Consider the following 24,641-nt stretch of genomic DNA (forward strand, 5'->3'; position numbering starts at 1 on the left):
CCGAAAGCGGTTCCGCTTTCGGCGCGGAAAGCGGTCTACCGGACGGTGTCGAGGAGGCGGTCGAGGAACGGCAGCTGCCCCTTCACCAGCTTCTCCCGGGCGACGTCGACGGTCACCCACGCGGCCCGGTCGATCTCGGGGAACTCCTGCACGCGGCCCGAGCGCGGCGGCCACTCGACGGTGAACGTGTTGCTCACGCAGGCGCTCGCGTCGAGGTCGCCCTCGGCCGCCCAGACGGTGAGCGTCTTGCCGCTCGCCTTGACCTCGCCGAGCGGCGCGAAGTCGGTCGCGGGCACCGGCGAGCCGAGCTCCTCCTCGAACTCCCGCTGCGCGACGGCGAACGGGTCCTCGCCGTCGCCGTACTCGCCCTTCGGGATCGACCAGCCGCCGGCGTCCTTCTTGGCCCAGAACGGCCCGCCCATGTGCCCGATCAGCACCTCGACGCCGTCCCCGGCCCGCCGGTACAGCAGCACGCCCGCGCTCGTCCTCGGCACGGCCCCACTGTGTCAGAGGTGCGTGAGCGCCTCGTCCAGGGCGATGACGTCGGCGTACTTGGCGTCGACGTCGGCGAGGTTGTTCTCGTGCAGCGCCGGCGACCGGTCGGCGCACGCCTCGCGCACCACCAGCGGCCGGAAGCCGGAGTTCAGCGCGTCCATCGCGGTGGCCCGCACGCAGCCCGACGTGGAGACGCCGGCCAGCACCAGCGTGTCGACGCCGAGGGTGCGCAGCGTCGAGGCCAGCGGGGTGCCGAAGAACGCCGAGGCGTACTGCTTGACCACCACCGGCTCCCACGGCTCGGGCTTCAGCGTCAGCTCGCCCCAGCCGCCGGGCGCCCCCTCGGCGAAGCAGGCCAGCGCCGGCACCTTCTGCACGAACAGCCCGCCGTCGGCCAGGCCGGTGGCGTAGCGGACGGCGGACCACAGCACCGGGTGCCCGCCGGCCCGGGCGGCGTCGACCAGCGCCGAGGCCGCGGCCACCGCGGGTGCCGGGTCGGGCAGCTCGAACGGCCCGCCCGGCTCGGTGTAGGCGCGGCACAGGTCGATGACCAGCACCGCCGGCCGCGCCCCCCAGCCGACCCTGCCGGAGAACGCGGTGCCGTGCGGACCGAGCGTCATGCGCCCACCCTCCCGAGCACGCCGTCAGACCCACACCGGGCGCTTCGGCGCGGGCAGCCCGGTCTCCTCCTCGCAGCGGGCCAGCAGCTCGTCGATCGGCGGCCCCATGTCGAACACCGGCAGGTCGGCCGGCCGGTCGGCGCGCAGCCGCTCGCGCAGCGCCGTCGTCGCCCCGTCGTCCACCGTGCCGTCGGCGCTGACGACCACGCCGTACCGGCGGGCGCCCTCGGCGGTGACCAGCCCGCGGCGCACCTCCTGAGCCACCAGCGCGGGGTCGCGCTCCAGCGGGTCGCCCCACCCCCCGCCGCCCCAGGTGACGAAGTGCAGGACGTCGCCCGGGAAGACCCGCACGCCGTGGATCTTGCTCGGCAGCACCTCGCGGGTGCCGTCGGCGCGGTCGATCCACTTGGTGCCGCGGGCGCCGGGGTGCCCGCCGTTGACGCCCCACGGGTAGGTCAGCCAGCGGTCGTCGTGGATGGCGATCTCGCCGGGCTCCTCGAAGACGTAGGCGACGTCGACGCCGTTGCCGCCGCGGTGCAGGCCGGGGCCGCCGGTGTCGGCGACGGTCTCCCACTTCTCGATGCGCAACGGGTAGTAGGACTCGAGGTACTCGCAGGGGATGTTCACGAACGACGGCCACAGCGAGTGGCCGTCGGGGCCGTCGCCGAGCGGCCGGCCGGGGATGCCGCCGAAGCCGATCGAGTACAGCTGGAACCACTCCCCCTTCCGCTCGCCCTGCGAGTAGTGGCCGGAGTACATGAAGTGCGGCGAGGAGGAGAACCCGGCGGCGTTGAGCAGCGCGGGGTTGGTCTGCCCGAGCAGCCCGCCGAAGAGGTCGAACACCCGCCCGATGCCGTGGTTGCGGCCGTTGAGCGCGGCCGGGAACTTCGGCTTCCAGTACGAGCCGTCGGGGATCGTGACGTCGACCAGCGGGTAGAAGCCGTCGTTCCAGAGGATCTGCGGATCGGCCACGGTGATCATGTAGATCCCGAAGAACATCCGCGTCAGGTTCTCGTTGATGTAGTAGTTGATCGGGCCGGCGGCCTGCGGCGAGGACCCGGTGAAGTCCAGGTGCACCTTGTCGCCGGTGCGGGTCAGCGACAGCGTGAGCTCGTACGGGCCGTTGCCCACGCCGTCGTCGCAGATGTAGTCGGTGAACGAGAGGGTGCGGCCCTCCTCGAACACCATCTGCAGCAGCACCTTCATCGCGTCGTAGTTGCGCTGCAGCAGGGCGTCGAGCGCCGACAGGTAGGTGGCGGTGCCGAACCGCTCGCACATCTCGACGACCCGCCGCGACGCCGTCCGGCAGGCGGCGACCAGGCCGTTGAGGTCGGCGCGGTTCCAGTCGGGCTTGCGGACCTGGTTGAGGATGATCCGCAGCGCGTCGTCGTTGAGCTGGCCCTTGCGGTAGAGCTTGAAGGGCGGGATGACCACGCCCTCCTCGTAGATCGTCTGCGCGTCGGTGGGCATGGACGACGGCGTCTTGCCGCCGACGTCGCTCATGTGCCCGAACATCGACGCCCAGCCGACCACCCGGCCCTCGTGGAAGATCGGCAGCACCAGCAGCCAGTCGTTGGCGTGGCTGATCGCCGCGCCGCACGAGTACGGGTCCGACGTCAGCAGGACGTCGCCCTCCTCGATGGTGTCGTCGAAGCCCTCGAGGAAATCGGGGATGGACAGCCCGAACTGGCCGACCACCATCTTCCCGCTGGGGTCGCCGATCAGCGGGAACTCGTCGTGCTGCTCGCGGATGCCGGGCGAGAGCGCCGTGCGGAACAGCACCTCGTCCATCTCGTAGCGGGCGTTGCGCAGCCCGTTCTCGATGAGGTCGAGGGTGACCGGGTCGACGTCGACCTTCGCCACGTCGCCGGTCGCGGTCTCGATGATGCGGGCCATGCCTCACGCCTCCGGGTTGATGAGGAGCGAGCCCGAGGCGTGCACGGTGGCCGCGTGCCCGGGCAGGACGAGGGTGGTCGAGTCCATCTCGGTGACGATCGCCGGGCCGCGGACGACGTCGCCGGCGCGCAGCTTCGCCCGGTCGTAGACGTCGGCGGAGACCTGCTCGCCGCCGACGTGGACGGGGTGGCTGGTCACCAGCGCGGCCGACGGGTCGCCGTCGCCCTGCTCGAGGTGGACGGGCGCGACGTCGGGCCGGGGGCCGGTGATGGTCGCGCGGGCGTTGACCAGCTCGTGGTCGACCTCGAGCAGGAAGCTGAACAGCCGGTTGTGCTCGGCGTCGAAGGTGCTCGCCAGCCGTTCCATGGCGGCGTCGGGTTCGTCGAGCCACGCGGGGTCGACGTCGACCGGGATCTCGAAGCCCTGCCCGTGGTAGCGGACGTCGACGGAGTACCGGACCGTCTGCTCGGCCGGGTCCAGGCCCTGCTGCGTCAGCCGCTGCCCGGCGTCGTCGGCGAGCTCGCGCAGGACCTGCGCGAACTCCGCGCCCGACAGCTCGGCGAAGCGGCGCAGCACGGTGCGCGCGGTCTCGTCGCGCAGGCTGGTGGTGGCGTCGCCGAGGGCGCACAGCACGCCCGGGGACGGCGGCACGATGACCGGCCAGGCGCCGGTGAGCCGGCCCAGCGCGTTGGCGTGCAGCGGGCCGGCGCCGCCGAAGGCGACGAGCGCGAAGTCGCGCGGGTCGAAGCCCTGCTGCACCGAGACCAGCCGCAGCCCGCCGAGCATGTTCTCGTTGACGATGTCGACGATCCCGGCGGCCGCGGCCTCCGGTGATTCCAGCCCCATCGCCTCGGCGATCTTGCCCACCGCGGCCCGGGCCGCCTCGGCGTCCAGGGTGATCTCGCCACCGGCCAAGGACGGCGGCAGGTAGCCGAGGACGACGTTGGCGTCGGTGACCGTCGGCTCGACCCCGCCCTTGCCGTAGGCCGCCGGGCCTGGGTCGGCGCCGGCCGACTGCGGGCCGACCCGCAGCGCCTTGGTCAGCTCGGGCACGTGCGCGATCGACCCGCCGCCGGCGCCGACCGTGCGGACGTCGACGCTGGAGGCCCGCACCGTCAGGTCGCCGACCTTGGTCTCGCGGCCGATGCGGGGCTTGAGGCCCTGCACCAGCGCGACGTCGGTCGAGGTGCCGCCCATGTCGAAGGTGATCAGGTCGGAGTAGCCGCACTGCTCGGCTACCCAGACCGCGCCGGTGACCCCGCCGGCCGGGCCGGACAGCAGCATGGTCACCGGGGCGGCGACGGCCGCGCCGGCCGACTGCAGCCCGCCGTCGCTGCGCAGGATGGCCAGCTCGCCGCCGACGCCGCCCTCGGTGAGCCGGTCGGAGAGGTTCTGCACGTACTTCTTCACCTGCGGCTGGACGTAGCCGTTGGCGACGGTGGTGAGGGTGCGCTCGTACTCGCGCAGCTCGGGGAGCACGTCGGAGGACAGCGACACCGGGACGCCGGGGAGCAGCTCGGCGGCGAGCTCGCCGATCCGCCGCTCGTGCGCCGGGTCGGCGAAGGAGTTGATCAGGCTGACCGCGAGCGCCTGGACGCCCCGCCCCTGCAGCGCGGTCAGCTGGGCGCGGACGTCCACCTCGTCGAGGGGCCGGACGACGCTGCCGTCGCTGGCGATGCGCTCGTCGACCTCCACGGTGTTCTCCAGGTCGGCCAGCGGTTCGGGCTTGGGCCAGATGATCCAGCCGGCCAGCCCGCCGGGGACGAACGAGCGGGCGATCTGCAGCACCTGCCGGAAGCCCTTGGTCGTCACCAGGCCGACGGTGGCGCCCTTGCCCTCGAGGATCGCGTTGGTGGCGACCGTGGTGCCGTGCAGCACCTGGGCGACCTCGGCGAGCTCGATCCCGGCCTCGGCGCAGACCTTGCCGATGCCGGTCAGGACGCCGACGGCCTGGTCGGCGGGGGTGGAGGCGGTCTTCGCCCGCCAGGTGGCGCCGCTGCCCTCCTCGACCAGCAGCACGTCGGTGAAGGTGCCGCCGACGTCGACACCGAGCCGGTAGCTCATGAGGCCTCCTCTTCTCGGGCTTGCTCACGGGCCGCGCGGACCATGACGGCCCGGGCGTTGGAGATGTGCGCGGTCATGACCGCCCGGGCCCACTCGGCGTCCCCGGCGCGGACCGCGGCCACGATCTCGGCGTGGTGGGCGAGGCTGCGGCGCAGCGACGCCTCGTCGTAGGTGTGGAAGTTGCGCAGCACGATCGGCGGGTGGATGGCCGCGGCCAGCGCGGTGGCCAGCGCCGGGTGGTCGGCGAGCGCGACCAGGCGGTCGTGGAAGGCGCGGTTGAGCGGGACCAGGGCGTCGAGGTCCTGCCCGGGGCCGGGGAGGCCGACGACGAGCATCCGCTGCGCCAGCTCCTCGAGGTCGTCGACGTCCTGCGGGGTGGCCCGGGTGACGGCGAAGCCGGTGAGCCGCGGCTCCAGCGAGGCGCGCAGGTCGAACACGCCCTCGAGCTCGGCGACGGTCCAGGTGGCGACGCGGGCGCCGCGGTTGCGGGCGAGGTCGACCAGGCCCTCGGCGGCGAGGCGGGTGAGCGCCTCGCGGACCGGGGTGCGGCTGACGCCGAGGCGCTCGGCGAGCTCGACCTCGCCGAGCCGCGTGCCGGGGCGCAGGTCGCCGTCCAGGATGAGCTCGCGCAGCGTCGCGAGCGTCCGCTCGGCAGACGTCAACGACCGTGTCACCCGTCACACCCCTCGGCAGATTGTGTGCAAACCTAGGGCTGTCGGGTCACGGGAAGCAATGGCACTGTGTGAAATCCGCGGAACTGCATACAAGGAGGCGGCTGTGGGGAACCTGCTGAGCACGGGCCGCAACCCTCGGGCCCGGCTGCGGGAGCTGCTGTCCCGCCCGGGACCGCTCATGGCGCCGGGCGCCTACGACGCCCTGTCGGCCCGGCTGGTGGAGCAGGCGGGCTTCGACGTCGTCTACATGACCGGCTTCGGGACGACGGCGTCGCTGATCGGCCGCCCCGACGTCGGGCTGCTCTCGGGCAGCGAGATGGTGGACAACGCCCGCCGGATCGTGGCCGCCGTCGACGTGCCGGTGATCGCCGACGCCGACACCGGCTACGGCAACGCGCTCAACGTGCTGCGCACCGTCCAGCTGTACGAGCAGGCCGGGGTGGTCGGGGTCCAGCTCGAGGACCAGGTGATGCCCAAGAAGTGCGGGCACATGAGCGGCAAGGCGCTGATCGGGCTCGACGAGATGGTCGGGAAGATCCGCGCGGCCGTCGAGGCGCGGCACGACCCCGACCTGGTGGTCATCGCCCGCACCGACGCGGTCGCGGTCGCGGGCCTGGACGAGGCGATCGGCCGGGCGAAGGCGTTCGCCGACGCCGGCGCCGACCTGCTGTTCGTCGAGGCGCCGACCTCGGAGGACGACATCGCCCGGGTGGCGGCGGAGCTGCGCGGCGTGGCGCCGCTGGTGTTCAACTGGGCCGAGGGCGGGCGCACTCCCCCGCTGCCGCTGTCCCGCATCGCCGAACTGGGCTTCGAGCTGGTCATCTACCCGATCGGCACGCTGCTGGCCGCGACCGCCGGGATCCGCGCGCTGCTGGCCTCGCTCGAGGCCGACGGCGTGCCCCCGCTCGACGGGCTGCCCTCGTTCGGCGAGTTCACCGACCTGATCGGCCTGCCCGAGGTGCAGGAGCTGGAGCAGCGCTACACCGGCGCGTGACCGCTCAGCCGGCGGGTCATGGTGGAGGCGTAGCCGCCGCCGGGCCACTGCCAGGCGCCGGCGTTGGTCGTGCCGTCGGCGCTGAAGCGGCCCTCGAAGCGGGCCGGGGAGTCCGTCCCGCCGAACCAGATGCGCAGCAGGTCGCCCTCGACCCGGTAGGTGTACTCGAGGATCTCGCCGCCGGTCCCGAAGAAGTGCGAGCGCAGTTCGCCGTCGGCCTCGTCGTAGCCGATGTACTCGACGCCGCGGGTGTCGCCGTCGGCCGAGTGCAGGTCCACGTGCTGGACGAGGAAGCCCCGCCGTCGGTCCACTCGTAGCGGACCTCGCCGGTCAGCCCGTCGGGACCGGTGACCGCCCAGGTGCCGACGAGGCGGTCGAGCGTGCGCAGTGCCGCGTCCCGGGCGCTGGTGCTCTCGAGGGAGATGGTGTCGGTGCTCATGGTGGCCTCCTGCGCGGACGGGCCCGGCGTCGTCGCGGGCCTCACCAGTAGGACGGCCCAGCGCCCGCGGCCTCATCGGCGTGTGCGGCGGAAGGCCACTCTCCGCCCCGCGTGCTAGTGCTCTGCCCAGCATGGTGGGCAGAGCACTAGCGTCCGCGCCTCGGGGGTAGGGCGGCGGCATGAGCGAGCGACTGGCGGCCTGGGTCGACGAGCTGGGCGCGATCGGCGGGCGGCCCTCCGGGGGCGTCACGCGGGTCTCGTGGTCACCAGACCTCGCCGAGGCGAACGCCTGGCTGGTCGCGCGGGCCGGCGACCTCGGCCTGGAGGCGGCGGTCGACCCCGCGGGCAACGTCGTCTGCCGGTGGGCGGGCACCGAGCCGGACGCGCCGGCGGTGGTCGTCGGCTCGCACCTCGACACCGTGCCCGACGGCGGCCGCTACGACGGCGCGTTCGGCGTCCTCGCGGGCCTGGAGGCGCTGCACCGGCTGCGCGAGCGCGGCTTCGCGCCGCGCCGTCCGGTCTGGCTGGTCGCCTTCAACGACGAGGAGGGCACCCGGTACGACGCGTCGATGTTCGGCAGCCACGCGTTCTGCGGCGAGGACGTGACGCACTTCCTCGACCGCGCGGACGCCGACGGCGTGGTGCTGCGCGACGCGATGCGGGCGGCCGGCAGCGACCCGGCCGACCTGCCCCGCGCCGCCGCCGTCGACCGGGTCGGCTCCTACCTGGAGCTGCACATCGAGCAGGGCCCGCGGATGGAGCGGGCCGGCCACCGGGTCGCCGTCGTCTCGGCGATCGTCGGCATGGCCGGCTACGTCGTCACCCTGCGCGGCACCGCCAACCACGCCGGGACGACGCCGATGGACGCCCGCGCCGACGCGCTGGCCGGCGCCGCCCGCACGCTGCTCACCCTGCGCGACGCGATCCGCGCCGAGGAGGGCATGACCGTCAACGTCGGCCGGATCGAGGTGGAGCCCGGCGGGGCCAACGTCATCCCCGGCGTCGCCCGGTTCACCGTCGACGTCCGCGGCCCGTCGGCGGTGGCGATGGAGCGGGGCGACGAGCTGGTCCGGCGCTGCGTCGAGGACGCCGCGGAGGCCGAGGGGCTCTCCGCCGACGTCGTCCCCACCTTCGAGCACCCCGCCGCCGACCTGGACCCCGGACTCCGTGACCTGCTGGTCCGGCAGGTGGCCGCCGCCGGCGCCGAGGTGGTCGAGCTGGTCAGCGGCGCCGGGCACGACGCGATGGTGCTGGCGGCGCACGTGCCGGCGGCGATGCTGTTCGTCCCGAGCCGCGCCGGCGTGAGCCACGCGCCCGACGAGTACACCGCTCCGGAGGACTACGAACCGGCGCTCACCGTGCTCACCGAGGCCGTCGCGGAGCTCGCGGGCCGCTAGTCTCCGCCCGATCCGGACCCGGACCGCGACGGTCCGCCCGCGCACAGCCACCCGTGGGACGAGGCGCGGCTGTTCACCGGCGCGGCGCCCCTGTCCGAGGTCGTGGCCGCGGCGGAGCGGTTCGGCGTCCGCCTCGGCTGATCTAGCCTCCGCGCATGACGACGAGGTCCTGGCGCACCCTGTTCACCGGCGGCTCGTACTTCGAGGGCCCGCGCTGGCACGAGGGCGCCTGGTTCGTGTCGGACTTCTACACGCACCGGGTCACCCGGGTCGCGCCGGACGGCACCGGCACGGTCGTCGCCGAGGTCGAGCAGCAGCCCTCCGGCCTCGGCTGGCTGCCCGACGGCTCGATGGTCGTCGTCTCGATGAAGGACCGCCTGCTGCTGCGCCTGGCCGGCGGCGAGCTGTCCACGCTGGCCGACCTGAGCGAGCACTGCGGCGGCCCGCTCAACGACTGCGTGGTCGACGACGCCGGCCACGTGTTCGTCGGCGACTTCGGCTTCGACCTCATGGGCGGCGGCGCGATCGTCCCGACCACGCTCAAGCGGGTCGACCCCGACGGGCGGGTCACCGTGGTCGCCGAGGACCTGCACTTCCCGAACGGCGCGGTCATCACCCCCGACGGGACCTTGATCGTGGGCGAGACGTGGGGCAACCGGTTCACCGCGTTCGACGTCGCGGCCGACGGGTCGCTGACGAACCGGCGGATCTGGGCGCAGTTCGGGCCGCTGCCCACCGGCTCGAGCATCGAGGAACTGGCGCCGCAGATCGTCCTCGGCCCGGACGGCTGCACCCTCGACGCCGAGGGGCACGTCTGGGTCGCCGACGGCTTCCACGGCCGGGTCTGCCGCGTGGCCCCCGGCGGCGCGGTCGTCGACGAGATCCCCGGCCCCGACGGCATGGGCGTGTTCGCCTGCATGCTCGGCGGGGAGGACGGCCGCACGCTGCTCGCCGCCGCCGCGCCCGACTTCTTCGAGCACACCCGGGCGCCGGTCCGCGAGGCGGTCCTGGTGACGACGGAGGTCGAGGTCCCGCACGCCGGCCGCCCCTGAGCACGGGGTTCAGGCCCGGCGGCGGTGCACCAGCCCGCGCAGGCGGCCGAGCGGCGACGCCGGCGACCCGGGCTCGTCGAGCCCCAGCCACATGTCCGGCAGCGGGATCTCCAGCGCGGCCCCGCGCCGGGCGAGCGGGTTGCGCAGCGGTTGGGCGAAGTCGACGCCGCCGTGCACCTCGACGGTCATCCCGGGCAGCCGGATGCGGTCGGCGAGCTGGGCGACCACCCACTCCGCCCACGCCGTCCGGTAGCCGACGGACTGGTCGCCGAAGAGGACGGCGAACGGGCCGACGACGTCGTCGGGGTCGAGCAGCCCGTGCTTGGCGCTGAGCACGAACCAGGGGTGGCCGGACCGCTCCGCGTAGGCGCGCGCCCGCGCGAAGCCGGCGCTCTCGAACAGCCGCGCCGCCGGCTGGACGCCGGTCGCGATCGCGCCGGAGGAGCCGATGAGCACGACCCGGCCGGCCTCGGCGGCCGGGTGCGGGGACAGGCCCGGCGGGGCGTGCCGCGCCGGCGCCGGCGGCCGGTAGCGGCGGTACGTCCCGCGCTCGACCCGGTGCAGCAGCGGCGTCCGGCTGGCGAACGGCGTCGTCCCGGCGTGCGTGGCGTTGTCGGTGGCGAAGGAGATGTGCGAGGCGATGGAGGCGACGCCCACGTCGGGCCGCCGCGCGCTCACCCAGTTGATCAGTGCGGCCCGGGTGAACGGCTCGGGCAGCGTGGCCGCCGCCTCGGCCAGCAGGTCCCAGATGGTGGGCAGGCCGCCGGTGCTCACGGCCGGACCGTAACGCCGGTCACAGCGGATGCGGACCGGCGGAGGACGAAGTGGACACCATCGGCGTACACAGCGCGTCCCCGCACCCCTCCGCAGCGTGTGCACGCTGTGATCCCCCGCATCCCGTGGGCACACTGGTCACATCCGTCACGGACATCCGACCCGAGAGCGGACTGGTCCGTCCTGACCCGGTAGACAGATCGCATGGGCACTGCTGACCTCCGGCCGGGCGACGTCGTCGCCCCGGCGGCGTCGGTGTCCATCGACCTCACCGGCACGCCGGTGCTCAGCTACGCGCTGGCGCACAACCGCCTCCCCGTCGTCAGCCGGCTGGTGCTCAGCTCCACCGCCGCGGTGGGCGGCGCCACGGTGCGGCTCTCCGTCCGCGACCCGGAGGGCCCGATCGGCAGCGCGGTCGAGCTGACCGCCGACCTCGACGAGGGCCGGACGACGGTCCTGCAGGACGTCGCGCTCACCCTCGACCCCGCCGCGATGCTGCAGGTCGACAGCCAGCGCCCCGGCGTGATCGACGTCGAGGTGCTCGCCGGCGAGCAGGTGCTCGGGCACGCCAGCACCCCGGTGCAGGTGCTCGCCGCCCAGCAGTGGCTGGCCACCCCGCTGCCGCTGGCGCTGGAGATGCTCGCGGCGCACGTGCAGCCCAACCACCCGGCGGTCCAGGGCCTGGTCGAGGAGGCCGCCGCCATCCTCGACCGCGACACCGGCAGCGACCTGGTCGACGGCTACGACGGCGGGCCCGAGCGGGTCGACGCCATCGTCGCCGCCCTCGGCGAGGCGGTGCGCGATCACGGCGTCCGGCACAGCGAGCCGCCGGCCAGCTGGGTCGAGGTGGGCCAGCAGGTGCGCTCGCCCGGGGACGTCCTCACCTGGCGGGTCGCCACCCCGCTGGACACCGTCGTGCTGCTCGCCGCGGCGCTGGAGCAGGCGGGGATCCGGCCGATGCTGTGGCTGGCGGAGGGTGTCGGCGGGCGGGAGGGGGCCAGTGGAGCCTTTCTCGGCTACTGGCGGGAGGAGCGCAGCGCCGAGAGCGCCGCGACCACCGACGTCGCCCCGCTGGTCAACCTCGTCGACCTCGGGCTGATCGGCCTGGTCGACGCGCGGCTGCTGACCAACCTGGGGGAGCCGAGTACCGACCTGCACCGCCCGGCGTACGCCACCTGGCTGACCGGCGACCTCGACCGCGTCCTGGGCGCCACCGACGTCCACCGGGCCCGGCGCGACGGCATCCTGCCGCTGCCGGCCCGCGCCCGCGACGCCGACGGCGTCCTGCAGATCGTCGAGTACCGCCCCGCCGAGCACCGGCACGCCGCCCCGGCGGCCGGGCCGCACGCCGGCGCCGCGCGCCCCGACGCCCCGCCGCGGGTGCAGCAGTGGAAGAACGCGCTGCTCGACCTCTCGCTGCGCAACCGCCTGATCAACTACTCGGAGCGCTCCGGCCTGCCGCTCGTCGTGCCCGACGCCGCGCTCGGCATCCTCGAGAACTTCGTCCACGACGGGACGCCGATCACCCTCCTCCCGTCCGACCAGCTCGCCGCGGTGGCGAAGGAGCGCGGCGCCGCCACCGCCCGCGACCTGCCGGACGGGCAGCTCGCCGAGGCGCTGGTCGAGCGCCGGCAGGTGCACGCCGACGTGACCGAGGCCGGCTACCTCTCCAAGCTGCGCAACCTCGCCTACAAGGCGAAGACGGTGGTCGAGGAGACCGGCGCCAACAACCTCTTCCTGGCGCTGGGCAGCCTGGTCTGGGAGCTCGACGGCCGCCCGCTGCGCTCGCCGCTGGTGCTGGTGCCCGTCGTCCTCACCCCGACCAGCCGCACCGGCGCCTACCGGATCACCCTCGACGAGGCCGGCTCCAGCACCCCCAACTACTGCCTGCTGGAGAAGCTGCGCCAGCTGCACGGCGTCGTCGTCCCCCAGCTCGGCGAGCTGGTCTCCGACGGCGCCGGCATCGACCTCGACGCCGCCCTGGAGGCGATGCGGACGGCGCTCGTCGGCTACCGGCTGCCCTACCGCGTCGAGCCGACCGCCGACCTGGCGATCCTGCAGTTCGCCAAGTACCGGCTGTGGAAGGACCTCGACGAGCACTGGGCGGACTTCGCGCACAACGCGCTGGTCCAGCACCTCGTGCACGAGCCGAACGAGCCGTTCGACGACCCGCTCCGCGGCGGCGCCGAGTACGCCGACCTCGACGAGCTGGCCGCGTCGCTGCCGGTCCCCGCCGACGGCAGCCAGCTGCGCGCGATCGCCGAGGCCGCCGCGGGGCGCACGTTCGTGCTCGAGGGCCCGCCCGGCACCGGCAAGTCGCAGACGATCACCAACCTGCTCACCCGGGCCGTCGCCGACGGCAAGCGGGTGCTGTTCGTCGCCGAGAAGCGGGCGGCCCTCGACGTGGTCGCCCGCCGGCTCGACGCGGTCGGCATGGGCCCGTTCGCCCTCGACCTGCACGACAAGGGCAGCAAGGCCACCGCCGTCCGGGCCCAGGTCCGCGAGGCGCTGGAGCACGCGGTCGCGGTCGACGCCCAGGGCCTGGCCACCGACGGCGAGGACCTGCACAGCGCCCGCCGGCTGCTCGCCCGCTACGCCGACCGGCTGCACGCCCCCAACGCCGCCGGGCTGTCGCTCTACACGGCCCGGACGGCGCAGCTGTCGGCCGGCGCCGGTGTCGAGCCGCTGCCGGTCCCGCTCCCCTTCGTGGCGGGCGCCTCCGACGAGACCTTCGCCGCGGTCCGCCGGGCGCTGGTGCTGCTGCCCGACATCGCCGACCTCACCCGCCCGTCGCCGCGGCACCCCTGGGCCTTCGTCGACTCGCCGCTGGTCGACCTGCCGGCCGCGCACGCCGCCGCCAAGGAGGTCGACGCCGCCGTCCGCGACCTGCCGGTGGGCACCGGCCTGGCCAACGTGCTCCGGCACGCGCGCACCCCCGAGGACCTCGACGCCGTCGCCCACCTGCTGACCGGTCCCGGCGTCGGCCTCGACGTCCTCGACGAGACCTTCACCGAGTGGTGGACGGCGGCGACGTCGGCGGTGCAGGGCGAGGTCGCCGCGTTCACCGCGTTCCGCCACCCCGGCATGGACGTGGCGACGCCGGAGGCGCTCACCCTGCCGCTGGCGGAGATCTACGTGCAGGCGCAGACGGCCGCGGCGTCGGGCTGGTTCGGCCGGCGGCGCCGGCTGACCGCCGTCCGCGACCGGCTGGCGCCCGTGCTCAAGCCGGGTGCGCCGGTCCGCCCCAAGGACGTGCCGGCCCTGGTCGAGGGGCTGTGGCGGGTGCAGAACGGGGTGGCGGCGATCGCGCAGCGCGCGGCGTCCATCCCCGGGCTGCGCATCCCCGAGGGCTGGAACCCGTTCCTCGACCCCGGCCTGATCGACCGCCAGGTGGCCTGGTTGCGCCGGGCCGCGGTGGCCGTCGACGGGTCGGGCGCCTTCCACGTCGCGCTGCGCAAGCTGATCGTCTCCGGCGAGACCGACGACCCGGCCGGCACCGCCAGGGTGTCTCGGCTGCGCGACGCCGTCGTCCGGCTGTTGGAGGCCTGCCGCAGCACCTCCCCCGCCCTGTCGCAGTGGACCGGCGACGACGGCATCGTGCTGCGCTGGACGATGACCCGCCCCGAGCGCGGCGTCGAGCACCCCGGCCTGATGTCCCTGCGCCGCTGGGTCACCTTCCTCGACACCCTCGAGCCGCTGCGCACCGCCGGGCTGATCGAGGCCCGCCGGCTGCTGGTCACCGGCACGGTGCTCGCCGACGACGCCGTCCGCGCGTTCGACCGCGGCGTCGCGGAGGCCTCGGTCGAGGAGCGCCGCGACGCGACCGGCCTGGACACCTTCGACCCCGACCTCCACGAGAAGGCGATCCGGCGGTTCACCGCGGCCTCGCAGGCGGTCCGCCGGCACCTGACCTCGGCGCTGCCGGCCGCGGTCATCGAGGCGCGGCCGTTCGACGCCGCGCTGGGCGCCGGCCGGGTCGGCGCGCTGCAGCGCGAGCTGGCCCGGCAGCGCCGCGGCCTGGGCGTGCGGCAGCTGCTGGCCGAGTACGGCGACCTGATCACCGCGGTCATGCCGTGCGTGCTGGTCAGCCCCGACTCGGTCGCCCGGTTTTTCCCGGCGCAGACCCGGCTGTTCGACGTCGTGGTGTTCGACGAGGCCTCGCAGATCCGGGTGGCCGACGCGATCGGCGCGCTCGGCCGGGCCCGGTCGGCGGTCGTCGTCGGCGACTCGCGGCAGATGCCACCGACGTCGTTCGCCGAGCCGACCACCGGCGCGGAGGACGAGGCGGGCGACTTCGGCGGCACCGCGGTGGAGGACGAGGAGTCGATCCTCTCCGAGTGCGTGCAGGCGCGGGTGCCGCGGCAGTGGCTGTCCTGGCACTACCGCAGCCAGGACGAGTCGCTCATCGCCTTCTCCAACGCCCAGTACTACGAGAACCGGCTGTCCTCCTTCCCGGCCCCGACGCACGGGCGCCCCTCGGCCGAGCCCGACGGCCGCGGCGTCTCGCTGGTGCGGGTCGGCGGCACCTTCCACCGCTCCGGCGGCGGGCGGCTGCTGCGCACCAACCCGGTGGAGGCCGAGGCGATCGTCGCCGAGATCCGCCGGCGCTTCGCGCTCTCGCCCGACCTCCCGCCGTCGATCGGCGTGGTCACCTTCAACGCCCAGCAGCGCGCGCTCATCGAGACGCTGCTCCGCGACGCCGACGACGACCGGCTGACCGAGGCGCTCGACCGCACCGACGGCGAGGGCCTGTTCGTGAAGAACCTGGAGAACGTGCAGGGCGACGAGCGCGACGTCGTCTTCTTCTCCACCGCGTTCTCGGTGAACGAGAGGGGCCAGCTGCCGCTGAACTTCGGCCCGCTCAACCGGGTCGGCGGCGAGCGGCGGCTCAACGTCGCGGTCACCCGTGCCCGCCGGCAGGTCGTCGTCTTCTCCTCCTTCGAGCCGGGCCAGCTGCGGGCCGAGGAGACCTCGTCGGTCGGCATCAAGCACCTCCGCGCCTACCTCGACCTGGCCGCGATGGGCACCGACGTGCTGCCCCGGGACGCCCGCTCGACCGCGGTGGTCGACCGGCACCGCGAGGAGATCGCCGCGGCGCTGCGCGCGCGTGGGTTGGCGGTGCGCACCGACGTCGGGCTCTCGGAGTTCCGCATCGACCTGTCGGTGGCGCGCTCCGGCGATCCCGGCACCCCGGCGATGGCCGTGCTGCTCGACGGCCCCGCGTGGGCGCGGCGGCGCACCGTCGGCGACCGCGACGGGCTGCCGGTCGAGGTGCTCGGCGGCATGCTGCGCTGGCCGGTGGTGGAGCGGGTGTGGCTGCCGGCCTGGCTGGCCGACCGGGAGGCGGTGCTCGACCGGCTGGTCGACGCCGTCGAGAACGCGCCGGCCGACGTGCCCGCCGACCCGCTGCCCGCCGACCCACCGCCGGCGATCCCGCTGCCCGCCGCGCCGGTGGAGCCGGCGAAGGGCGAGCCCGCCAAGCAGGTGGCCGCGCTGCGGGCGTCGGTGACCGCGTCGGTCGCCGTCCCCCCACCCGCCGCCGCGCCGAAGCCGAAGCCGGCCCCCGCGAAGCCGGCCGGTTCCGCGGCCCTGGACGGCGAGACGGCGTTCGTGCCGTGGACGCCGCGGACCGCCGGCGAGAAGACCGTGCTCGACGAGCTGCCCGCGGCGAAGTCGGCCCGGGTGGTGCGCCGGGTGCTGACCGCCGGCATCAAGGCCGAGGGGCCGATCCACGTCGACCGGCTGGTGCGGCTCACCGCCGCGGCGTTCGGGCTGACCCGGGTCACCGAGGCCCGCAAGAACGCGATCCTGTCGGTGCTGCCGCCCTCGGCGCTGGCCGACGGGTGGTTGTGGCCCGACGGCGTCGAGCGGTCGGCGTACACGGTGTTCCGCCGGCAGGCGGCGAGCTCGGAGCGGCCGCTGGAGCACGTGCCGCCGGAGGAAATCGGCAACGCGATGCTGGCGCTGTGCCGCGCGGCCGCGGGCATGGAACGCGACGAGCTGCTCACCCAGGCCGCGGCGGTGTTCGGCTGCAGACGGCGCACGCCCACGGTCACGCCGGTGCTCGAGGCCGCGCTCGAGGCCGCGCTCGCCGCCGGCCGCCTCACCCCGGACGAGGCGGGCCTGCTCACCTGCTCGGAGCTCTAGCCCGACGAGGCACCTGCGGGTCGTCCCACGCGCCCCACGCGTCCCGACCTGAGCGGTCGGGGGCGCGGCAGCCGGGACTGTGTGATACCGCGTGCTTACCGTCAGTGCATGCGCTGGACGGAGCACCCCGCCCCCGTCGAGGCCGTGCGGCCCGGCCGGTGGGCGGCCGGCCTCGTGGCCGCCGCCGGGCTCGGGGTCGCGCTCGTCGGCGGCCTGACCGCGGCCACGCCGGCCGGCGCCGAACGCGACGTGCCCGCGCCGCCGGGGGTGGCCACCGACGCCCCGGCCGAGCCGACCGGCCGCGGCGGCCTGCCGGTCGTCGTCCCGGCGCCGTCCCCGACGACGAGCCCGGCCCCCGCCGCGCCGCCCGCACCGGTCGAGGCCCCGCAGACCGGCGCGCAGCAGCCGGCCGCGGTCGCGGTGGCCGACGTGGTGCTGACCGGCGAGCCGGGTCGGCCGTGCGCGACCGAGGGCGCCACCGCGGTCACCGCCGCGGGCCGCGCGCTGGTCTGCACCGCGCGCGGCGGCGGCCCGCTGCGGTGGCGGCAGGGGTAGGTCAGGCCCGCGTCAACCGCTCGCTCAGCGTCCGGCCGAGCTGCGCGCCCCACCGCAGCGCCCGCGCCTCCTCGCCCTCGGCGAGCGGCCCGCGGGCGTCGGTGACCCGGAAGTGCTCGGCGTCGGCGAGCAGCACGGCCCCGCGCTGCTCGAGCAGCTTCTCCTCCTGCCGGGAGGCGTGGTCCATCGTCACCAGCAGCTTGGGGTGGTCCATGCGGGTGTCGAAGGCGACCGCGGCGACGCCCGCGGGCAGCCGGACCGACGCCAGCCACTCCCGCAGCCCGGTCGAGGGGTCGTCGACGTGCACCCCGTACTGCTTCTCGGCGCCCTCGCGGGTGGCCTGCTTCGGCATGCCGAACCCGTGCGTCGGGCCGCCGACGACGAGCAGCGCCACCTCGGGCCCCACCTCCGCCGGGGCGGCGTCGGCGGCGACCACACCGGCCGGCATCGTCTCCGACAGGCCCCGCGCGACCGCCGTCGCGATCGCGCGGGCGTCGCCGAACAGGGACTCGTAGACCACCAGTGCGCTGCGCATGCCGCGACGCTAGGAAGGAAGGCGGCCCGGCGACGCCGGCCCAAGGGCGACCCCGCCGGGGCCGAAGGACCTACGTCGAGCGGAGGGCGACCACGCAGAGGTCGTCGGCCAGGTGCCCGCCGGCGAAGGCGGTGACCGAGTCGACCAGCGCCGTCACCACCGTCTGCGGCGACGCCCCGGGGTGGTCGCGGACGACCTGCCGCGCCCGCTCCTCGCCGAACAGCCCGGCCCCGCGGGAGCCGGCGGCCCGCCCCTCGACCAGGCCGTCGGTGAACAGCAGGACGCCGGCGCCCGGCGCGAGCGCGGCGGTCGCGGTCGCCGCGCCGAGCTCGCCGGTGCGGACGCCCAGCGGCACCCCCGGCGCGCCGTCGGGCAGCGGCGCGCCGGTGTCCAGCGCCCACGGCACCGGGTGGCCGGCGGCCGCCCACCGCAGCCGGTGCCCGGGCCCGCCGTCGAGGACGGCGCACACGGCCGTCACGAAGGTCGGCTCGGGGTCGCCGCGCTCGGTGAGCGCCGTGTCGGCGAGCTGCAGCAGCTGCGCGGGATCGGCGGTGAAGTGCGCCAGGGTGGCCAGGGTCGCGCGCACGAAGGCGGCCACCCGGGCGGCCTCCAGGCCGTGCCCGACGACGTCCCCCACCACCACGGTGGTGCAGCCGCCGGGCCCGTCGGTCACCAGGTAGAAGTCCCCGGCCACCGGCCCGTCGGCCGGGGCGAAGGCGGTGGCGACGTCGAGGTGCGGGCGGGGCGGCACCGCGGCGGGCACCAGGACCGCGCGCAGCGCGGCCAGCTCGGCGAGCTCGGCCTCCTGCGCCTGCAGCCGCGCGGCCATGCCGCGCTCCCGCTCGAGCAGCACCGCCACGAGCACGGCCACGCCGGAGAAGACCAGCGCCCGGTTGACCGTGGCCACGACGACGTCGGCGGTGGAGAACGACGGCGTCGGCGACATCGACTCGTCGACGAGGAAGCAGCCCAGCGCGACCGCGGCGGTCAGCAGCCCCCCGGTCAGCGCGAACCAGTAGACGCCCAGCACGATGGGCACCAGGCCGTAGAGCGCGACGGCCAGCCCCGGCTGGTCGGTGACGCGCAGGATCCCGAAGACCGCGGCGAGCAGCGCCACGAGCACGGCCACGCGCAGCACCGGGTGCGGCAGCCCGTGCCGGATCCACAGCGTGCGCCCCGTCGGCCTGCCGGCGGGACCTCCCGGTCGTCGCGGCACGCCGGCGACGGTAACAGCGGGTCCGGCGTTGATCGCTCAGAGCGGCCGCTCGTCGCCGATCCCGATCTCCCGGCTGCAGGTGCGGCCCTCCTCGATCTCCTGCGGCGTGAAGTAGACCGTCGAGGTCGTCACGTCGTCGCCGAAGGTCTGCGCGGCCCCGGCGGCGGAGGCCGAGTCGATGGAGAACCGCACGACGCGGGTGAACTGGCAGTCGGGGGCGACCGACTCGATGCTGAACTCGATCGGCGGGCGCTCGTCGCCGCGCACGATGTCGTTGAGCCCGCCGGCCCCGGTCGAGCCCTCCACCAGGTCGATGACGGTGTCCTGCTGGATCTCGCCGGGCTCGTTCTGCCGGTGCACGTGCCCGGCGTTGGTCTGCCGCACCCCGTCGGGCAGCAGCTCGCGCACCTCGTCGGCCTGCACCGGCTCGTGGACGGCGACGATGTCGAAGAACGGTTCCTCCGCGGCACCGTCCGGGGAGGAGGTCGTCGTCCCGCCCTCGTCGCCGTCCTCCTCGGACCCGACGACGTCGACGAGCGCGCCGGCGACCGCCTCCCGCTCGAGCGGCTCGGTGACGTCGGGGTCGTCGGAGCCGAAGGCGCCGGGGCCGCCGTAGACGCGCGGGTCGGGGATGCCGGCGATGGTCAGCCCGAAGGCCTCGACCACGCTGCCCCGCACCTCGTAGCCGTCGGCGGTGGCGACCTTGCTGCCCAGCACGGTCACCCCCGGGATGCTGCGCATCGTCTGCTCGACCTCGGGCGAGTCGTGGTTGCCGGCGATCCAGAGCATCGGGGTCTGGGCGGCCAGCGCGCGCACCGAGTCGAGGTAGCCGGGGGTGAGCTCCACGCCGGTGCCGAACAGCGACTCGTCGCCGGTGTTGACGATCAGGGAGACGTCGTAGCTGCTGGCGTAGGCCTGCACCAGCGGGTAGTTGGCCGACAGGTGCATGTCGGAGATGAACATGATCCGCAGCGCCGTCTCGGGCGCCTGCTCGTCCTCGATCTGCTGCTGCAGCTCGGTCTGGATGCCGAGCACCGAACCGAGGACGTCGAAGGCCTTGTTCGAGCCCTCGTAGTACTGGGCGAGCTGGTCGGGGAACAGCTGGGCGGCGGCGAGGGTGCCGGTCAGCCGCGACTGCTGGACCCACTGCGGGTTGTAGGTGAGGACGCCGTACGCCGCGACCAGGACGACGACGCCGAGCCCGCCGCCGAGCTGCAGCGCCAGCCGCCGAAGCTCGCGCTCCCGCCGCGGCCGCCCGCGCAGGTACCGCAGCGACATGTGCACGGTGGCGGCGACCAGCAGGCCGAGCAGGACGCCGACGAGCACCTCGGTGACGAGCCAGGCGGCGATCCGCGGGACCTGCGCGGTGAAGTCCTCCCGCAGCCGGGCGACGAACCCGGCCCGGTCGGCGCCGGCGGCACGGGTGAGCTCGAGCAGGTCGACGTCCCGCGGGGTGATCGTCACCCCGACCGGGACGCCGGTGAGGTCGGGGAACTCCCAGCTGCCGAGCGTGGTGTCGGCGGAGAGGCCCGGCCGGGCGAACAGGTTGCCCTCGACGCTGAAGGGCACGCCCTGCACGGTCGCCTGGTAGGGGAAGGCGTGCAGCAGCGCCGCCGCCCCGGCCAGCGGGAGGAGCAGCCGCAGCACCCACAGGGCCAGGCCGCGGCCGACGGCGGCGAGGACGGGCAGCACGCGGCGGCGGACCGGCAGGCGCTCCTGGTCGGGCGGGTCGGTCCGCTCGTCGGGAGCGCCGGGGGTCTGCGGCTCCATCACGTCATCGTCCACGGTCGCGGGTTCCGTACGGTTCGGACATGCGGCAGCCGCTCACGCCCGACGACATCGAGCGCCTGGAGGTGGTGGCGCGGACGCCCGAGGCCCACCGGGAGGCCGCGGAGACCCTCGCCGGCTGGGCCGCGGCCCCGCACCCGGAGGACGACGAGGAGGCCGGCCCGGCCGCGCTGCTCTCGGCGGCCGCGTGGCACCTGGACCGGGCCGGCGATCCCGCCGGCGCGCTGGCGATGCACCGCCGGGCCGCGGCCGCCGCCGGCCACGTGCCACCCGATCCCCGGGTCTACCTGCACGCCGCGCTCCTGCGGGCCGGCGAGGTCGAGGAGGCCCGGCAGCTGGCCGACGCGCTGCGGCGCGAGCGGCCGGAGGACCCCGACGTCTACACGTTCATGGCCGAGAACTTCGAGGAGGCCGGCGACCTGCGGCAGGCGCACCGCTGGGCCGAGCTGGGCGCCGGCCTGCTCGAGGCGGCCGCCGCGGAGGGCCTGCTCGCCGACGAGTGGTCGACCGAGCAGCTGCTGCGCACCCGCCGGCGGGTGCGGGAAGCGCTGGGCTTCCCGCCGGACGACCTCGACGCGGTCGTGCCGCCCCCGCCGGCGGACGGCGCTCAGTAGCCCCGGCTGCCCTTCTTCGCGTTCTTGTTCTGCATCTGGGCGACGAACTGCTTGATCTTCGCCTGGTTCTGCGGCTTGCGGGCCTCGTCGATGACCTTCTTCGCGACGGCCGCCACGATGGCGCTGCGGACCAGCTTCACGTCTTCTCCTCGTTCGAGCTGTCGTTGATCACCGGCAGGTGGCTGACCGACACGCCGTCGGCGCCGGCCACCCGCCCATGATCACGGCGGATGTCGGATCTCCCAACGCCCTGTGCCCGGTCATCGGTTCCGCGAACCGGCGTTCACCCGACCTGTCGAAAGGCGCGGCGGTACTCGGCCGGGCCGATCCCCCGCCCGGTGGCGAAGTGGTGGCGCAGCGTGTCGCCGCTGCCGAAGCCCACGCGGCCGGCGACCGCGTCCACCGGCAGGTCGGTGGTCTCCAGCAGCTGCTCGGCCAGCCGCAGCCGCCGGTGCAGCAGGTGCCGGTGCGGGGTCGTGCCGGTGACCGCCCGGAAGCGGCGGGCGAAGGTGCGCGGCGACATCAGCGCCCGCGCCGCGAGCGCCTCGACGGTCAGCGGCTCGGCGACGTGCGCGTCGATCCAGTCGAGCAGCCCGGCGAGCTCGCCGTCGTCCTCGGGCTCGGGCACCGGGGCCTGCACGAACTGCGCCTGCCCGCCGGCCCGGTGCGCGGGCACCACCATGCGCCGGGCCAGCGCGTTGGCGACCGCGGCGCCGTGCTCCTGGCGGACGAGGTGCAGGCAGGCGTCGATGCCGGCGGCCGCCCCCGCGCTGCTGAGCACCGGGCCGTCCTCGACGTAGAGCACGTCCGCGTCGACCCGCACCGCCGGGTGCGCGCGGCGCAGCGCGTCGGCGAACTGCCAGTGGGTGGCGGCGCGGCGGCCGTCGAGCAGCCCGGCGGCGGCCAGGAGGAACGCGCCGCTGCAGATGGACAGCAGCCGGGCACCGCGCTCGGCCGCCGCGCGCAGCGCGTCGACCAGCTCGGGCGCCGGCGGGGTGGTCAGCTGCGGCCACGCCGGGACGACGACCAGGTCGGCGCCGGCCAGCCGGTCGGGGCCGTGCGGCACGTGCAGCGGGAAGCCCGACGTCGTCGGCACCGGGCCGGGGCGGGCGCCGGCGAGGGCGAAGTCGTAGACCGGCAGGCCGTCGTCGGCACGGTCGAGGCCGAACACCTGGCAGGCGATGCCCAGCTCGAAGGCCGCCGCCCGCTCGCCGACCACCGCCACCACGTCGCGGATCACCCGGCCATGATGGCAGGAAGTTCCGACATACCGGCGTTCCTGCCGGTGTCCCGGGCCGTTGCCGCTCGGCAGGGTGGCGGCATGACCACCTTCCCGATCCCCGGCTCGACCCCCGCCGTGACCGTCGTCCCGGCACCCGGAGCCGGGCCGCAGCAGTGGGCGGGCGCCGCCGCCGTCGCGCGGGACGCCGACGGCTCGCTCGTCCTCGCCTACCGCGAGCGCTCCGACGCAGGTGACCGGAACGTGCTCGCCCGCAGCGACGACGGCGTCCGGCCGACGACCGTCGCCGTCCTCGAGCCGGCCCGGCTCGGCGCGGCGATGGTGGAGCGCCCCGCGCTGGTCCGCACGCCCGGGGGCCGGTGGCGGATGTGGGTGTCGGCCGCGACGCCCGGCACCAAGCACTGGTCCGTCGCCCTGCTCGAGGCGGCGTCCCCGGAGGAGCTGCCCGACGCCGCCCCGCGGCCGGCCTTCCCCGGCGACCCGGCGACCGTGGGCGTCAAGGACCCGGTCGTGCGGCTGCGGGACGGCCGCTGGGAGGCCTGGCTGTGCTGCCACCCGCTCGACGTCCCCGGCGCCGAGGACCGCATGACCACCGCGTACGCCACCAGCGCCGCCGGTCTGGACTGGACCTGGCGCGGCACGGTGCTGCGGCCGACGCCGGGCAGCTGGGACGCGCGCGGCACCCGGGTGACCGCGGTCCTCGACGACGGCCGGGTCGCCTACGACGGCCGTCCGACCGCCGAGGCGAACTGGTTCGAGCAGACCGGCCTCGCCGTCCCGGCGCCCGAGGGGCTGCGGCCGCTCGGCACCGCGCCCGCCTACGACGCCCGCTACCTGACCGTGCTGCCGCTGCCCGGCGGGGGCACCCGGATCTGGTACGAGTTCCGGCTCCCCGACGAGTCGCACGAGCTGCGCACGGAGCTCCTGCCGCATTGACCGCGGCCCTCCCGCCCAGCCGCGCGAAGTACCGTCCGGGAACCGCGCAGCCGCTCCCGCGCGTGAAGGGGGCGACCGACAGCGAGGAGGGCGCCGTGGTGGAAGAGGAACTTCCCCCCACCGAGGAGGTCGCCCTCATCGGCACCCGGCGGGTCCACCCGCTGGAGGCCGGCGACCCGGCGGCGATCGGCCCGTACACCGTGCTGTGCCGGCTGCCGCGCGGCGGCCAGGGCGCCGACGTCTTCGTCGCGCGCACCGACGAGGGCGGCGCGCTGGTCGTCGTGAAGTGCCTGCCGGCCAGCGCCGGCGAGCTGACCCGGCGCCGGTTCGCCCGCGAGGTCGAGAACGCCGCCCGGATCAGGAGCCCGCGGGTGGCCCGCATCGTCGGCCAGGACCTCGAGGCGGCCAGCCCCTACTACGTGCAGGAGTACGTCAGCGGCATCCCGCTCGACGAGTTCCTGGCCCAGCGCGAGCGCGGCGGGCTCAACGCCGAGGAGCTGCGCCGGATCGCGATCGGCCTGCTGCGCGCGCTGCGCGACGCGCACGCGGCCAAGGTCGTCCACCGCGACGTGAAGCCGGGCAACATCATCATCAGCGAGCGCGGCGTGCACCTGGTCGACTTCGGCATCAGCCGCTACCTCGGCGGCGAGCGGCCCGACGGCACGGTGACGACGGCGATGGCCGGGTTCGGCTCGAAGCTGTTCGCCAGCCCCGAGCAGCTCCAGGGGCAGCCGCTGACCGAGGCCAGCGACGTCTACAGCTGGGCGATGGTCATCGCCTACGCCGCCGGCGGCCGGCACCCGGTCGACCCGGACGACGAGCTCTCCCCCGCCGACTACTGGCTGGAGCTCAAGGCCGGCCGGATCGACCTCTCCGCCGTCCCGTCGAACCTGCTCGACAGCGTCACGCACGCGCTGCGGTTCGCCCCCGAGCGCCGCCCGACGCTGGCCGAGCTGGCCCGCGACGTGGAGTCGAGCACCCGCTGGCTGAACCAGACCTCGCAGATCCCGGCGCCGCAGAGCGGCTTCGGCGACTTCCGCTCGCTCGCCTCGGTGCTCGACGTCGCCCGCTACCACCTCTCCCGGCTGGAGCGGGCGATCGCCGACACCACGAGCGGCTTCGCGATCGCCGTCGCCGTCGTCCTGGTGCTCGGCGCCGTCACCGGGCTGGTGCTCGCCGGCCTGTACCACGTGGTGTTCTGAGGA

20 protein-coding genes are annotated in these 24,641 nt (G+C 75.3%); 8 read left to right on the top strand and 12 right to left on the bottom strand.

Features of this window, described 5'->3' with window-relative positions; all coding sequences use genetic code 11:
• Positions 1–35: 35 nt before the first annotated feature.
• Genes ACI797_RS19860 through ACI797_RS19880 form a run of 5 tightly spaced genes read right to left on the bottom strand, consistent with a single transcriptional unit; the run spans position 36 to position 5,749 of the window.
• Positions 36–494, bottom strand: a complete 459-nt coding sequence (locus ACI797_RS19860) for an NUDIX domain-containing protein (protein WP_456860649.1) — start codon at positions 492–494, stop codon at positions 36–38.
• Between the two features lie 12 nt (positions 495–506).
• Entirely contained in the window at positions 507–1,115 is a 609-nt protein-coding gene (locus tag ACI797_RS19865) for an isochorismatase family protein (protein ID WP_456860651.1), read from the bottom strand.
• A 24-nt stretch (positions 1,116–1,139) separates the two neighbouring features.
• Positions 1,140–3,011 carry a hydantoinase B/oxoprolinase family protein gene (locus ACI797_RS19870; RefSeq protein ID WP_456860653.1) on the bottom strand — a complete coding sequence of 624 codons (1,872 nt, stop codon included), beginning with the start codon at positions 3,009–3,011 and terminating at the stop codon, positions 1,140–1,142.
• Between the two features lie 3 nt (positions 3,012–3,014).
• Positions 3,015–5,075, bottom strand: coding sequence for a hydantoinase/oxoprolinase family protein (locus tag ACI797_RS19875; RefSeq protein WP_456860656.1), 2,061 nt, complete (start codon positions 5,073–5,075; stop codon positions 3,015–3,017).
• Positions 5,072–5,749: a GntR family transcriptional regulator gene (locus ACI797_RS19880; RefSeq protein WP_456860658.1), complete on the bottom strand. Its 678-nt coding sequence runs from the start codon at positions 5,747–5,749 to the stop codon at positions 5,072–5,074. The genes ACI797_RS19875 and ACI797_RS19880 overlap by 4 nt, the downstream gene beginning before the upstream one ends.
• Before the next feature lie 103 nt (positions 5,750–5,852).
• Here ACI797_RS19880 and ACI797_RS19885 point away from each other — a divergent pair, with 103 nt between their 5' ends.
• Positions 5,853–6,743, top strand: a complete 891-nt coding sequence (locus ACI797_RS19885) for an isocitrate lyase/PEP mutase family protein (RefSeq protein WP_456860660.1) — start codon at positions 5,853–5,855, stop codon at positions 6,741–6,743.
• On the opposite strand, the gene ACI797_RS19890 is transcribed toward ACI797_RS19885, so the two are convergent.
• On the bottom strand, positions 6,728–7,054 hold the full coding sequence (locus ACI797_RS19890; protein WP_456860662.1) for a hypothetical protein: 327 nt from the start codon (positions 7,052–7,054) through the stop codon (positions 6,728–6,730). The two genes, ACI797_RS19885 and ACI797_RS19890, sit on opposite strands and share 16 nt — an antisense overlap.
• Before the next feature lie 307 nt (positions 7,055–7,361).
• On the opposite strand from ACI797_RS19890, the gene ACI797_RS19895 reads away from it, so the two are divergent.
• Both ACI797_RS19895 and ACI797_RS19900 read left to right on the top strand, forming a co-directional pair.
• Positions 7,362–8,579, top strand: coding sequence for a hydantoinase/carbamoylase family amidase (locus ACI797_RS19895; protein ID WP_456860664.1), 1,218 nt, complete (start codon positions 7,362–7,364; stop codon positions 8,577–8,579).
• Positions 8,580–8,734: 155 nt separating this feature from the next.
• Positions 8,735–9,631: an SMP-30/gluconolactonase/LRE family protein gene (locus ACI797_RS19900; RefSeq protein ID WP_456860666.1), complete on the top strand. Its 897-nt coding sequence runs from the start codon at positions 8,735–8,737 to the stop codon at positions 9,629–9,631.
• 9 nt (positions 9,632–9,640) lie between these two features.
• Here the strand turns inward: ACI797_RS19900 and ACI797_RS19905 are convergent, their stop codons facing one another.
• Positions 9,641–10,405 (bottom strand): DUF6884 domain-containing protein, encoded by a 765-nt coding sequence (locus ACI797_RS19905; protein ID WP_456860668.1) that lies wholly within the window; start codon positions 10,403–10,405, stop codon positions 9,641–9,643.
• A gap of 204 nt (positions 10,406–10,609) precedes the next feature.
• On the opposite strand from ACI797_RS19905, the gene ACI797_RS19910 reads away from it, so the two are divergent.
• Positions 10,610–16,552: a DUF4011 domain-containing protein gene (locus tag ACI797_RS19910; RefSeq protein ID WP_456860670.1), complete on the top strand. Its 5,943-nt coding sequence runs from the start codon at positions 10,610–10,612 to the stop codon at positions 16,550–16,552.
• 108 nt (positions 16,553–16,660) lie between these two features.
• Positions 16,661–17,107 carry a hypothetical protein gene (locus ACI797_RS19915; protein ID WP_456860671.1) on the top strand — a complete coding sequence of 149 codons (447 nt, stop codon included), beginning with the start codon at positions 16,661–16,663 and terminating at the stop codon, positions 17,105–17,107.
• A 1-nt stretch (position 17,108) separates the two neighbouring features.
• Here the strand turns inward: ACI797_RS19915 and ACI797_RS19920 are convergent, their stop codons facing one another.
• The 3 genes from ACI797_RS19920 to ACI797_RS19930 form a co-directional block, all read right to left on the bottom strand.
• Positions 17,109–17,642, bottom strand: a complete 534-nt coding sequence (locus tag ACI797_RS19920) for a hypothetical protein (RefSeq protein ID WP_456860673.1) — start codon at positions 17,640–17,642, stop codon at positions 17,109–17,111.
• A 70-nt stretch (positions 17,643–17,712) separates the two neighbouring features.
• Positions 17,713–18,858, bottom strand: coding sequence for a PP2C family protein-serine/threonine phosphatase (locus ACI797_RS19925; protein WP_456860675.1), 1,146 nt, complete (start codon positions 18,856–18,858; stop codon positions 17,713–17,715).
• Positions 18,859–18,894: 36 nt separating this feature from the next.
• Entirely contained in the window at positions 18,895–20,628 is a 1,734-nt protein-coding gene (locus ACI797_RS19930) for a metallophosphoesterase family protein (protein WP_456860677.1), read from the bottom strand.
• Positions 20,629–20,669: 41 nt separating this feature from the next.
• Between ACI797_RS19930 and ACI797_RS19935 the strand changes: the two genes are divergently transcribed.
• Positions 20,670–21,260: a tetratricopeptide repeat protein gene (locus tag ACI797_RS19935; RefSeq protein ID WP_456860679.1), complete on the top strand. Its 591-nt coding sequence runs from the start codon at positions 20,670–20,672 to the stop codon at positions 21,258–21,260.
• Here ACI797_RS19935 and ACI797_RS19940 read toward each other — a convergent pair.
• On the bottom strand, positions 21,254–21,400 hold the full coding sequence (locus ACI797_RS19940) for a hypothetical protein (protein WP_456538761.1): 147 nt from the start codon (positions 21,398–21,400) through the stop codon (positions 21,254–21,256). The two genes, ACI797_RS19935 and ACI797_RS19940, sit on opposite strands and share 7 nt — an antisense overlap.
• A gap of 143 nt (positions 21,401–21,543) precedes the next feature.
• Entirely contained in the window at positions 21,544–22,500 is a 957-nt protein-coding gene (locus ACI797_RS19945) for a helix-turn-helix domain-containing protein (RefSeq protein WP_456860682.1), read from the bottom strand.
• 81 nt (positions 22,501–22,581) lie between these two features.
• Here ACI797_RS19945 and ACI797_RS19950 point away from each other — a divergent pair, with 81 nt between their 5' ends.
• The gene (locus ACI797_RS19950; protein WP_456860684.1) at positions 22,582–23,436 is read left to right on the top strand and encodes a hypothetical protein; all 855 of its coding nucleotides are present in this window, start codon (positions 22,582–22,584) and stop codon (positions 23,434–23,436) included.
• A gap of 95 nt (positions 23,437–23,531) precedes the next feature.
• A complete protein-coding gene (locus ACI797_RS19955) occupies positions 23,532–24,638 on the top strand; it encodes a serine/threonine-protein kinase (protein ID WP_456860686.1) in 1,107 nt (368 codons plus the stop codon).
• Positions 24,639–24,641: the final 3 nt, after the last annotated feature.

This window comes from Geodermatophilus sp. SYSU D00691 (assembly GCF_054050275.1).

Excerpts from the sequence above, each read along its gene's own strand:
- ACI797_RS19865 (WP_456860651.1), bottom strand. The coding sequence starts at position 1,115 with ATGACGCTCGGTCCGCACGGCACCGCGTTCTCCGGCAGGGTCGGCTGG.
- ACI797_RS19870 (WP_456860653.1), bottom strand. The coding sequence starts at position 3,011 with ATGGCCCGCATCATCGAGACCGCGACCGGCGACGTGGCGAAGGTCGAC.
- ACI797_RS19875 (WP_456860656.1), bottom strand. The coding sequence starts at position 5,075 with ATGAGCTACCGGCTCGGTGTCGACGTCGGCGGCACCTTCACCGACGTG.
- ACI797_RS19895 (WP_456860664.1), top strand. The coding sequence starts at position 7,362 with ATGAGCGAGCGACTGGCGGCCTGGGTCGACGAGCTGGGCGCGATCGGC.
- ACI797_RS19900 (WP_456860666.1), top strand. The coding sequence starts at position 8,735 with ATGACGACGAGGTCCTGGCGCACCCTGTTCACCGGCGGCTCGTACTTC.
- ACI797_RS19910 (WP_456860670.1), top strand. The coding sequence starts at position 10,610 with ATGGGCACTGCTGACCTCCGGCCGGGCGACGTCGTCGCCCCGGCGGCG.
- ACI797_RS19915 (WP_456860671.1), top strand. The coding sequence starts at position 16,661 with ATGCGCTGGACGGAGCACCCCGCCCCCGTCGAGGCCGTGCGGCCCGGC.
- ACI797_RS19920 (WP_456860673.1), bottom strand. The coding sequence starts at position 17,642 with ATGCGCAGCGCACTGGTGGTCTACGAGTCCCTGTTCGGCGACGCCCGC.
- ACI797_RS19930 (WP_456860677.1), bottom strand. The coding sequence starts at position 20,628 with ATGGAGCCGCAGACCCCCGGCGCTCCCGACGAGCGGACCGACCCGCCC.
- ACI797_RS19935 (WP_456860679.1), top strand. The coding sequence starts at position 20,670 with ATGCGGCAGCCGCTCACGCCCGACGACATCGAGCGCCTGGAGGTGGTG.
- ACI797_RS19950 (WP_456860684.1), top strand. The coding sequence starts at position 22,582 with ATGACCACCTTCCCGATCCCCGGCTCGACCCCCGCCGTGACCGTCGTC.